The sequence below is a fragment of the Candidatus Phytoplasma mali genome, from assembly GCF_000026205.1.
Classification (GTDB): domain Bacteria; phylum Bacillota_I; class Bacilli_A; order Acholeplasmatales; family Acholeplasmataceae; genus Phytoplasma; species Phytoplasma mali.
In genome coordinates this window covers 68,422-80,666 of sequence record NC_011047.1, presented here as the reverse complement: position 1 = coordinate 80,666, position 12,245 = coordinate 68,422, and the positions used below count along the sequence as shown (strand labels likewise).

Annotated in this window: 11 protein-coding genes; 9 read left to right on the top strand and 2 right to left on the bottom strand. The window is 18.1% G+C overall.

Annotation, left to right across the window (positions count from 1 at the left end):
- The first annotated feature begins 16 nt into the window (after nucleotides 1–16).
- The 9 genes from ATP_RS00330 to ATP_RS00290 all read left to right on the top strand — a co-directional run bounded on the left by ATP_RS00330 (nucleotide 17) and on the right by ATP_RS00290 (nucleotide 7,148).
- A complete protein-coding gene (locus ATP_RS00330; protein ID WP_012504222.1) occupies nucleotides 17–862 on the top strand; it encodes an ABC transporter permease in 846 nt (281 codons plus the stop codon).
- A 16-nt stretch (nucleotides 863–878) separates the two neighbouring features.
- Nucleotides 879–2,153, top strand: coding sequence for an ATP-binding cassette domain-containing protein (locus ATP_RS00325; RefSeq protein ID WP_012504221.1), 1,275 nt, complete (start codon nucleotides 879–881; stop codon nucleotides 2,151–2,153).
- Between the two features lie 17 nt (nucleotides 2,154–2,170).
- Nucleotides 2,171–3,103: an ABC transporter ATP-binding protein gene (locus ATP_RS00320; RefSeq protein WP_012504220.1), complete on the top strand. Its 933-nt coding sequence runs from the start codon at nucleotides 2,171–2,173 to the stop codon at nucleotides 3,101–3,103.
- 41 nt (nucleotides 3,104–3,144) lie between these two features.
- Entirely contained in the window at nucleotides 3,145–3,729 is a 585-nt protein-coding gene (locus tag ATP_RS00315) for a lambda-exonuclease family protein (protein WP_012504219.1), read from the top strand.
- Nucleotides 3,730–4,524: 795 nt separating this feature from the next.
- On the top strand, nucleotides 4,525–4,974 hold the full coding sequence (locus tag ATP_RS00310) for a hypothetical protein (protein ID WP_012504218.1): 450 nt from the start codon (nucleotides 4,525–4,527) through the stop codon (nucleotides 4,972–4,974).
- Between the two features lie 350 nt (nucleotides 4,975–5,324).
- The gene (locus ATP_RS00305) at nucleotides 5,325–5,624 is read left to right on the top strand and encodes a hypothetical protein (RefSeq protein WP_041186053.1); all 300 of its coding nucleotides are present in this window, start codon (nucleotides 5,325–5,327) and stop codon (nucleotides 5,622–5,624) included.
- A 662-nt stretch (nucleotides 5,625–6,286) separates the two neighbouring features.
- The gene (locus tag ATP_RS00300; protein WP_148208574.1) at nucleotides 6,287–6,580 is read left to right on the top strand and encodes a hypothetical protein; all 294 of its coding nucleotides are present in this window, start codon (nucleotides 6,287–6,289) and stop codon (nucleotides 6,578–6,580) included.
- A 112-nt stretch (nucleotides 6,581–6,692) separates the two neighbouring features.
- On the top strand, nucleotides 6,693–6,875 hold the full coding sequence (locus ATP_RS00295) for a hypothetical protein (RefSeq protein WP_012504216.1): 183 nt from the start codon (nucleotides 6,693–6,695) through the stop codon (nucleotides 6,873–6,875).
- Nucleotides 6,876–6,956: 81 nt separating this feature from the next.
- A complete protein-coding gene (locus ATP_RS00290; protein ID WP_012504215.1) occupies nucleotides 6,957–7,148 on the top strand; it encodes a hypothetical protein in 192 nt (63 codons plus the stop codon).
- Between the two features lie 1,109 nt (nucleotides 7,149–8,257).
- On the opposite strand, the gene ATP_RS00285 is transcribed toward ATP_RS00290, so the two are convergent.
- Together ATP_RS00285 and ATP_RS00280 are read right to left on the bottom strand one after the other, a co-directional pair.
- Complete coding sequence (locus ATP_RS00285) at nucleotides 8,258–10,228, bottom strand: hypothetical protein (RefSeq protein WP_012504214.1); 1,971 nt, start codon at nucleotides 10,226–10,228, stop codon at nucleotides 8,258–8,260.
- Nucleotides 10,229–10,847: 619 nt separating this feature from the next.
- Nucleotides 10,848–11,507: a hypothetical protein gene (locus ATP_RS00280; RefSeq protein ID WP_012504213.1), complete on the bottom strand. Its 660-nt coding sequence runs from the start codon at nucleotides 11,505–11,507 to the stop codon at nucleotides 10,848–10,850.
- Nucleotides 11,508–12,245 lie beyond the last annotated feature (738 nt).

Below are 12,245 nucleotides of genomic sequence, written 5' to 3'. Positions count from 1 at the left end.
AAAGATTAAGATTAAAATGTTAAAAAAAATAAAAAATAAATTTAAAATTTTTTTAAAAAATAAATTAGCTTTTGTTAGTTTCATTTTTTTAGTTTTTTTAATTTTAATGAGTTTTGGATTATCTTTATTTAATATTTCACATAATCCTTTAGAAGCTAAATTTCGTCCTTTTTTACCAATTAGTGCTAAACACCTTATGGGAACAGATGGATTAGGTCGGGATTTATTTAGTAGATTAATGGCTGGTTCAAGAAATTCTTTTACAATAGCTTTTTGTTCTGTTACGATTAGTTTATTTTGTGGAAGTTTTTTAGGAATCATAGCTGGTTATTTTCGTGGTATTTTTGATTGTATAATTAATTTTTTTTGTGATATTTTGATTGTTATTCCTAGCATCTTGATTATTATTTTATTTTTGTTATTTTTTCATAATGGTTTTTCTCAATTAATTATAATTTTAAGTATTTTTAATATTTTATCTTTTATTCGGGTTGTAAGAAATAACACTTTGACGATTTATCAAAACGATTTTATAAAAGCCTCTAAAGCTTTGGGTGCAAGTAATAGTAGAATTATTTTTAAACATATCTTACCTGGAATTATCCCAAATTTAATGATTGTTATTAGTATTAGTATGTCTTCTGTTATTTTATCAGTTGCTGGTTTAGGTTATTTAGGCCTTGGTTTGGATAAAAGCATTCCTGAATGGGGCTCTATTTTAAGTGACGGTCAAGAATATATTCAATCTTATCCTAATTTAGTTTTTTGTCCAGCTTTCATGATTTTAATGACTAGTTTGTCTTTTAATTTAATAGGCGATGGTTTATCTGATATTTTTGATCCCAAAAAACAAAATATTTAAAGAAAGTTTGGTTTATATGATTTTATTAAAAACTCAAAATTTACAAAAAAAATTTGTTGTCAAAAAAGCTTTTTTATCTAAAAATAATACTTTTTTAACAGTCAATAAAAATATTAATTTAAATATTTTTACTAAAGAAACTTTAGGAATTGTTGGAGAATCAGGTTCTGGTAAATCTACTTTGGGTAAGTTAATTTTGCAATTGTCTAAATCAACTAAAGGAAATATTTTTTATTATGGTTTAACTTTAGATGATTTTGTGCCTTATTATGTAAAAAAAATAATTTATCAATTACCTAAAATAAATTTAAATTTACAAGATTTTTCCCAACAAGAATTATATGTTAAAGACGTCAAAAATCATCATTTTTTAAAATTACTAGGTATTTTATGTTTATCACCTGAATTATTAGAAATTAAAAAACTATGGTTATTAAAAATAAAACTTCAAAAACAAATTGATGGTTTTAACAAAACAAAATTAAATCAAGAATTAAAAAATATTGAAAAACAATTTCAACAAAAAAAAGATATTTTTAAAAATCATACTTTATTTGATTTATATGAATCTTTTGTTGAAAAAGGGATTGATTTAACACTTTTAACTGAAAGTGAAAAAAGATTTTTAAGAAAAGATTTACAAATTATTTTTCAAGATTCTTTTTCTTCTTTAAGTCCTTATTTAACTATTGGTGATATTATTGGTGAAGGTTTATTAATTCATAATATTGTTATCAATAAAAAAGATCCTTTTTATAAAAAAAATATTTTAGATATAATGGAAAAATGTGGGATAAATAAAAATTTTTATCATCGTTATGCTCATGAATTAAGTGGCGGTCAAAGACAAAGAATTAACATTGCTCGTTCTTTGATTTTAAAACCTAAGTTTGTGGTTTGCGATGAAGCAGTTTCATCTTTAGATGTTACTTTACAATCACAAATTTTAGATTTATTAAATTCATTAAAAAAAAATTATAATTTAACTTATTTATTTATTACCCATGATTTAGGAGTGGCCAATTACATTTGTGATAGAATTGCTGTAATGTATTTAGGTCGTTTTTTAGAAATGTCAAGTTCAGAAGAAATTTTTAATAACCCTTTGCATCCTTATACTAAAAAATTAATTAATTCCATTCCTGCTTTAGAAAATCAAAATTTTATATTAAATAAAAATGTTTCAAAAAAAACAAAACAAAATTATATTTTTTCTAATAATTTTTTAAATGATAATGATTGGTACGAAATTAAGCCTAATCATTTTATTGCTTGTACATTAAAAAGATAAAAGGAAAATTAAAAAAAATGAGTTTATTAAAAGTTAATAATTTACATACTTATTTTGAAACTAATAAAAAAATAATTAAAGCAGTGCAAGGCGTTTCTTTTACTTTAGAAAAAGGTAAAACTTTGGGCATTTTGGGAGAATCAGGTTCAGGCAAGAGTCAAACAGCTATGTCTATTTTAAAGTTATTTGCTAAAAATCAAAAAATTCATCAAGGTGAAATTATTTTTAATAATCAAATAATTTCTGATTTTTCAGAACAAGAAATGCAGAAAATTAGAGGTAAAGAAATAGCTATTATTTTTCAAGATCCAGTTGTTAGTTTAAATCCTAGTTTTAAAATTAAAAATCAAATTATAGAAATTTTAATTTGTCATCAATTAATGACAATCGAAGAAGCTTTACAAAAAACTTTGGAAATATTAAAAAAATTGAAAATTAATGATGCCGAACGTGTTATGGAATTATATCCGCACCAATTATCTGGCGGCATGTGTCAAAGAATTATGATAGCTATGGCTCTAGTTTGTGAACCTAAAATTTTAATTTCTGATGAAGCTACAACAGCATTAGATGTTATTGTACAAAAAGAAATTTTAAGTTTAATGAAAATTATGCAAAAACGACATCAAACATCTATTTTATTTATTACTCATGATTTAGGTGTTGTTTCTGAGATATCAGATGATGTTATTGTTATGTATAAAGGAAAAATTGTAGAAAAAACAGATATTAAAAAAATTTTTAACAATCCTTTACATCCTTATACAAAATCTTTACTTGCTAATTTTTTAAAAACCGGTTTAAATTATAATAATAAGATTGATACTAATTTTTTTAGCGCTGAAAATAAAGTTTTCGATTTTTTTAATTTTAAAAATTATAAAAAAGTTGATCCAGATTTTTTTGAAGTAAATAAAAATCATTTTATTTCGTGTAATTTAAAAAAATAATTATTTTTTTAAATTTAACAAAAAGGAAAATAAAAAAAATTATGAAAACAGAAATTAAACTTAAACAAGATTCTAAAGAATGGCACGAACATCGTAAAAATTATATTAATGCTTCCGAAGTTGCTAGTTTAATGGGATTGAATCCTTTCGAAAGTAAAGAAGAGTTAATTAAAAAAAAGATTTTTGAAATAAAATTTAAAACTAATGAAGCTATTGAACATGGTAAAAAAACTGAAAAAAAAGCTAATTTATTTTTTAGTTTAAAAATGAGAAAAAATTATGTGCCAACTGTTTTTATTAATGATATTTTTTCTGCTTCTTTAGATGGTTATCACAATGAATCTAATAGTTTATTAGAAATTAAATGTCCTTTTAATAAAGAAAGTAAATCTTGGGAAGGTTTTTTTAAAAAAGATATTATTCCTATTTATTATTGGGTTCAAATTCAATGTCAAATTTTTTGTAGTGAATGCGATAAAGCTTATTTTTTGGTTTATTTTAATGATAATGAATATAAATTTACAGAAGTAATTAGAGATGATAAATTTATTCAAAAAATGATTTTTGAATCTAAATTATATAAAGTGGAAATTGATCGTATTTTAATAGAGTTTAAACAGAAATAAAAAAATTATAAGTAATCATAAAAAGATAAATGATTAATATTTAAATTAATTTTTTTTATATTTTTTATGCGTTTATGTTCTAAATTTTTTGAAAAATAATTGATTTTTTTGTTTAGAATGGCAATAATTTTAATTTTGATTTTAAGATGCTATATTTATATAATTATTCTTTTTCTCTAAAAAGTTAAAATTGGATGAATTTTTTTGAAAAAAAATTAAAAAGATAATAATTACATATTTTTTTAGTGTTTTCTAAAATAAAAATTGAATGAAAAATTTTAATTAACTAGTTATTTTGGTAAAATAACTTGTGATTATTTAATATTTTTTTAATATTTTTTTTTATATTTAAGCGGTTTGAGTTATAGTGTGCGATACGACTGCGGCGATCAGCTTTTATTACCATTAAAAAGCCAAAAAAACAAAATAAATTAATCTTTTAAAAAAAGCTAAATTGTTTATTAAAAAAATAAACAGTTTAGCTTTTTTTTATCTAAATTGAGTATATGGGTTTTTATTATATAGAATGATAATTTTTAAAAAATTTAAACTTTTTTAAAAAATTAATAATTTAATTCATTAGATCAATGTTTCGTTAATTTTTTTTTTTAAAAAAAATAAAAGGAACAAAAATGTTTAATGAATTAAATTGAATAATTGAAATTAAAGTTCAAGAATTTTTCTTAAATTTTTAAAGTGAAAAAATATATAATGAAATTTTTAAACTTTATGATTTAAAAACTTAAAAATTCGTATAGTGATTAATCCAAAAAAATACTTACTAATAAAAATTTTATGCAAAAAATTATTAAATATATTACTAAATATATCTCGAAATCGGATAACAATGCGACTAATAATATTTTAAAATTATTTAATAAACGGATTTTTATCAGCTCTCGAGCTTGTCAAAAACCACCCATTAATTATTTTCAAAGTTTTGACAATGAAATCGTTAACCACAATAGTTTAAAAGGTTATCAAGTTGACCGTCGTTATTATGGTGTTTATAATTTTGTGGAGTCCTCAATTCGGAACCCAATTAAAAAATATTTAATTAATTGTTATTTAACGGAAAATAATAAATTTGCTTTGTTTCCTGTTAAAGATAGTCATACTATTTTTGAAAAAATCGCCATTTTAACCTTAAAACAAGGCGACCGGCGTGTTATTAGGGATTATCAATTAAATCCCTTAAAATACGTTGAATTTCAACAATATAATTTATATTTTTATCAAGATTAAAAATTAATTGTTAAAAAAAATTAAATCAATTAAAAGCAGGCATTTTTTAAATTCCTGTTTTAAGTGTTTTGTTTGCAATCTTAAAAAATTTATGTTATCATTCAAATATAAAAATAAATCAAAAAAAAATTAATTTTAATAATATATATATAATTTAATCGTACTTAAATAATAGGTAAATACATTTAATATTTAATGATATTTACCTATTATTTTTTTATTATTTGGGTTTTTGGTTTATTTTTATATATTTGCCGGTGGAGGATATAAACAAAAAATATATTTTTTGCCTCATGCATTTTTTTTATTTTTTTTTAGTAATGAAACGATATAAAAAGGTAAAATATAATATGATTGAAAGTACTTCTGGATATTTTGATTTTTTGTTTGATAGTCAATTTCAATTTTTTGCGTTTGTTGGATTTGTAACGGTTTTTTTGACAAAGCCTGTTATTATATTTTTTTATTTTTATCTTAAAAAACATATGAAAAAAAAATGGGATTTTTGGCTTACTATTATATTTTTTCAAATAGCTATTAATATCGTAACTTTCTGTTATTTAAGAATTTTATTTTATAAATTTTTTAAAGTTCAAATAATTACATCAGTAGGAAAATCTTTCTTTGACTTTTTCAAATCTCTAAAATAATTTTTTTTGAGGGTTGTTATATTAGTTTAGTTTCAACAATTGAAGTAATTGGGATTATTTTAATTAGATTAATTTTTTAGTTTTTTGTTATTACTTTGTTAATTTGTTAAGTAGAATTAATTAGTTTTGTGCTAATGTGGTGTTAGCTGCCTACCTAATTAATTGCACTTAACAAACGAAATAAAGCAAAAGAAAGAGCAGTCAATACCACATTTATTATGAATAAAAAGAAAAAGATTAGAATACAATATAAAAATATTAGTATTATTTATAATAATTGCTTTGATGTCGCTTTAACGGATATCAAGTTTTTTTTATTAATTTATTTAGACAAAATTACTCAAATAATTCAATTAAATATTTATTAGTTACTAAAAATAATTTTGAAAAAAATATAAATGTTATGTTATTGTTAGAAAAAAACTAATTTTAAAAGTGTTGATAAATTTATTATTAATAATGATAAACCTATTTTTGATAATGTTGCTTATCCTCAAACTTTTTATGAAGAAATAAAAGACGATGATGATATTGAATTTTTAGAATATGGTAAATTAGGTAATAACGTTGTCGAAATTTCAAATAAAACACAAAAAGAACAAGAAGCCGATTTTTATTTTTTTTTAAATGATTTATGTACAAGTTTTAAACAAGATAAACAAATGACAACCAAAGAGGCTATTGATTTGATTGATAATTGGTTAGATGAAAATAATGACTCAAAAAGATATAACGCTATTAATCAAGTTGATAAAATTGTCTCTAAATATTTTTTAAGACCTATTGACCCTTTAAAAAATATATATGATTATGTTTTATTAATTTTTAAAAGTACAGAGGATTTACAAAATATTAAAAAAATAATTTTACAACAATTAGAATTATTAAAAAAAATATGCGTCCTTGATAATATATATATATATATATATATATATAATTTAATCGTGCTTAAATAGTAGGTAAATATTAAATGTATTTACCTGCTATTTTTTTATTATTTGGGTTTTTTGGTTTATTTTTATTTTTTTTTAATAATTTTAAGAATTAAAGAAAGGATGGGGATTAAAAATGGTTTTTATAAATACAAAACAACTTTTAACATTTTTCGGTATATTTTGTGCTATGACATTATTTTATTTGTGGTTTGTTTTTGATTTAACACCTTCAAAAGTTTTAAAAATAATATCAAGAGAAAGTAGAACATCAACAGAGGAAACTGTAGTAAAAAAAGATAAAGATAAAGATAAATAATTTTTTATTTTTCTTTATCTTTCTATAAATTATTAAAAAGGAGGAGGTGAAATAATGGCAAACAAAAAATAACCGCTTAAATTGTTTTTAACTGGTAAACAAGTTGGATTTTTTAAAAAAAATAATGGTAAAAAACAAAATAAAGTATTTTTAACTGATAAACAAGTTAAATATTTCGATACTATTGTTAATAAACAAAAACAATATTCACAACAACAAGCAAATCAAAAACAAATTAATCAAGCAAATCAAAAATTCAGTACTGAAAACTGAGTTATGATTGGTCATAATATTAATAATCTTAAATTTAACAAAACTTTATTAATTTGTATTTTTACTAACAATAAAATTAATTTTTATTTATTCAATTCCTCAAATCAACAAAAATATTTAACTAGTTTTAAACAAATTAAAAATTGTACTATTTTCAGATTATAATTATTAAAACTTATTTAAAAAGGATTAAAATCAATTTTAGAAATCGCAATTTTAGAACTAAAACCGTTTTTAATTTTTAATGAATTTTTAAAATTAAATTTAAAATACCAATTTATTCAAAATAAAGTTAAACCATTAAATTTAACTTCAAAAATCGAAACTTAATTTAAAAGTTTTATTAATCATAATCCAAATATTTTAATTGATTATTTAAAAAAATATCAAAAATATCATCAAAAACATTGTAATAGTCATGAATTAGAACATGTTATTTTTGATTTTTTAAATCAAAATCGTAACTTAACTAAAGATATTTTTAAATGTGAGGTATTGATAAATTTTACTATATTGTAATTAATTTTTTAATTTAAAAACTAAAATTAAGCAGGTTTATTATTTAGATATTCAAACCACTAATCTTATGTATGTTCCGTATACAATATCAAAATAATGGTTTAAGTAATTCTAAAATTTCAATTTAAGATCCTACATATTTTTAATAAATCAAAAAAAGTTATTAATTTTTGTTACGAAAAAAACTAATAGTGGTTTATTATTTTTAATTCTCGAAATAAAAATACTTTTATTATTTATTTTTTCATTAATTTTAAAAAAATACAAAAATATCGATTTTCTAAAATAAATTATTATTTTTAAAAAATCTTTTTAATTACTAAAATTAATAAAATAAAAAAATAATTTAAATTAAAGGTTAAAATATTCAATTCTAATACGAAAAAACATCATTATTTTGTCTTTAAAATTTAATTTAAGGTGAATATAATATTATTATTATTTATTTTTAAAATTCCTTTTCTAATAAAGATTAATAAAAATGTTGACAATTTAATTTTTATTTTTTTAAAAAATTAAAACTATCACAAACTTGAACAAAAAAAAATAATAAACTAAATTATTTTTTTTTAAAAAATTTCATTTGTTTATTATTGTAATTTTGTTTCGGTAGTATTTATTTTAGATTTTAATATTTTTTTATCTGATTCTAATTCAAATACTTTATTTTCTTTTTCCATTGAAGTTAAAGTTTTCAAATCTTTTAAATATTTTATTTGTTCTGATAAATTATTGTTTTTTTTAACTAAATTTATTTTGATTTTTTCTCTATTTAATTGGTCTAAAGTTGTATTTTTTTTTAAAAATTCTATTTTAAATTTTAAAATTAATTCATTTTCTTGTAATTTTTTTTTTTGTTCATTTTTTATAAATTTGGTTAAATTGATTGTTTGATTATTTAATTCTTTTAATGAAATTTCTTTTATTTTTTTATTTTCTTCTAAATTATATTTTATTTTTTCTCTATCTTTTGGATCTAAGTTTTTATTTTCTTCTAAAATAGATAACTGAATTTCTATTTTGTTATTTTCAAATTCAAATTGTGTTTTTTTAGAATTTGCTTCTGTTTCGTTTAAATCTTTTAATGATTTAAAAAGATACATTTTTTCTGTTAATTCTTGTAAATTTTGGGCTAAGATATTTTTATTTGACTTTTTTTCCGATGCATCTGTTAAAACTAATAATTCTTCAAATTTTAGTATTTGAAAATCTAAATAGTTTTTTTCTTCTTCTAATTCATATTTGGTTGTTTCTTTATTTTCTTCGTCGATAAGATTATTATTTTGGTGTAATTTTAAAAATTCAATTTGAATGTTAAACTTATGATGATTGTTTTCTAATTCGTTTTTTAAATATTTTTTAACATCTTCATCTTTTAAAGCTAATAATTCTTCAAAATTTATTATTTTAAAATTTAAATCTTTTTGTTTTATTTCTAATTCTGATTTTATTGTTTCTTTATTATTATTATTTTTTAATTCATCTTTAATTGATTTTAAGAAATTTATTTGTGTTTCAAATTTTTTTTCATCAGTCTGTTTTATATTTTTTTCTTTTTGTAAATCTGTTAATTCATTGATTTTTGATTTAATTTCTTCTATTGTTAATATATCTTTTAAATCTGATTCATTTAAAATAGCTATTTGATGTTCTAAATCGGTTTGTTGTTGTTTTAGTTTTATTAGTTGTTCTTCTTGGTCTTGTGAATTTAAAAATTTTATTTTACTTTCTGTTACAAAATTTAATTTTTCTAATATTTTTTTTGATTCAAATATTTTTTTGATTGATGTTGTGTCTAATTGATTATCTTTTAAAATATCTATTTGATATTCTAATTTTGTTTTTTGTTCTCTTAGATCTTTTATTTGATTATTTTTTTCTATTAAATTAAAAGATAAAAATTCTTTTTCTAATATTTTTTTATTTCTTAATTTTTTTAAATCATTAAAATGTTTTATTCTATCTTTATTAGGTAAAATTAAAAAATTTATTTTAGTTTTTAAATCATTTAGATTTTTTGTTAATTTTTTAATTTTATTTTCAATTTGGTTTTTTTCTAAATCTTTAATTTCTTCTAAAATTTCTATTTCGGCAGTTAATTTTGTTTTTGAATCTATTAAATTTTTGATTTGAGCACCTTGTTCTTCGGCGGTTAATTTTTTTTCTAATGTTTCTATTTGAGTTGAGATGCTATTTTTATCTATTTTTAATGTATTTATTTTTGATTCTATTTCTTTTATAGTTTTAAAATCTTTAATTTCTTCTAAAATTTCTATTTCGGCAGTTGATTTTGTTTTTTGCTCTGTTAAAATGTTTATTTGGATAACTTTTTCTTCGGTAGTAATAGATTTATTTAATTTTTCTAATTTATTGTTTATTAATTGTAAACTGTTTTTATCTTCTAATAATATAGGTATATTATGGACATAGTTTTTAAAATTTTGATTTTCTTCATTTATGGAATATGAATTATAAATTAAATAAATTAAACTAATAGTAAATAAAGGTAAAAATATGATAATAAACAAATAATTTAATAATTTTTTTTGATTTTTAATCATTTTATATTTCTTTCGTTATTTTTATTGTTGTTCGAATTAATTTGTTTTAAGATTAATTTTAAAAATATTTTTTAAAATTTAAAGATAAAAGTTTATTTTTGATTTTCAAGTTGAATAATAAATTTTTTGTAAAGACTTTTTTTAAAAATTAATTTTAATAACATCATTATTTTCAAGTTTTATATTTTTATTTATAATAATTTTTATTTTTTAATTTAAAATTATTACTATTTTTTAATTAAAAAAAATTATATAAAAAATATTTCAAATTTTAAATAATAGTAATATTTTTAAAATAATTAAAATAAATATATTAAGTAATACAAAAATGATTAATTACTAAATACATTTACTTTAATTTTAATCTTTTTTATAGTTTTTTAAATTAAAAAATAATATTTTAAAATTTTTTTTTAATAAAATATTAATTATTTCTTTTATTTTTTGATTTAAAAAATAATTTTTAAATTAATTAATATTTGATAAAATAATTGATAATTATAATACAAATTAATATTTTTTCTTTTTTTTATTTTCTAAAATAAAAAAAAGAACGTTAATAACGTTCTAATTTAATATTTTTTTACTTAGTTTTTATTTTTAAATATTAATTTATTAATTATTCATGTGTAATTTTTAAACAAATAGTAACTTTATGATTCATTTTATTTTCTGATGGTTTAAATGCTTTCAATTTTTTTAATAAAGCATCATTATTTTTTAATGCATCATAACAAAATTCATATAATATAATTAAATATATTTTTGGATTTTTGTTTTCATTAATATTTTCGAAAAAATCTTTTCCATCATAAAACAAATATGTAACTTTTAAATTTTTGTCTAATATTTCATTAAGATTTTTTTCTAAAACGAACCATTCACTTGGTTCAATCATTGGTTTTATTTTTAAATTTTTACCATCTAAAACTGTTTTAACTTGTGGATTTAAAGAAATTTCATATTCATTTTTAATTATATCTTCTTCTAAAACAAATTCTCTTTTGGGAATATAGATTTGTTTAGCTATTTCTCTTTTTACTATTTTATCTTTGAATATAAATTTTTCTAATTTATTATTTTTTTCTATTTTTTCAAATTTTTTTAAGTTTAATTCATTGTTTTTTTTAGAACTAAATTTTTCTGAATTTATTTTTTTTATTGTAACAACATTTGAATTATTTAAATTATCTAAATTATTTTCATTTTCTAAAGTTGAACCAACGTGTACTTCTAAACCTAAAATTTCTTCTTGTTTAGCTTCTAAAAAATCAGGCACTTCAATATTTTTTTTTTGATTTTCTTGATCAATATCATTTTGTTTGTTATTACTTTTTCCTTTTGTTGCTAGTATTAAAGTACCAGTTATTAAAAATAAACTGATTAAAATTATAATTAATATTATTTTATGTTTATGAATATTTTTTTGATTTTTAGTTGTTTTTAAATTCTCTCTTTCTTTACTTTTATAAAATTAAAATTTTAAATATTTTTTGATTATAATTTTTTAATTTTATTTAAAAAAATAGATTTATATTGTTTTGTTTTTTTATTTAAATTATTTTTATGATTTTATCTTATTAATTTTATTTTTTTTTAAAATAAATTATAAAAAACAATAATTTATTTTAAATTAACATAATATTATAATTTTCTTAATATAATCAATTGTTTAGATTAATTTTTTAACAATATTAATACAATTAATACATAATCATTTTATCATATGATTTTTATTTTTTTAAATAATTTTTATAATATTTAAAAAAATTACTATGATTAAATTATGTTATAATAAAAAATGAATTTAATTAAAATAAAAAAATATAATACAATTTATTTTTTTTATTTTAATTAACTTCATTAATATTTTTTAAAAATAATTTAAATATAAATAATCTGAATTCAATTGATATAAATTATCAAAATAAAATTTTTAAATATTTTATTATTTTAAAAATTATTTATATTAATTTTTATATTGAGGCTTAGAACGTGATTAATTATTTTAATAAAC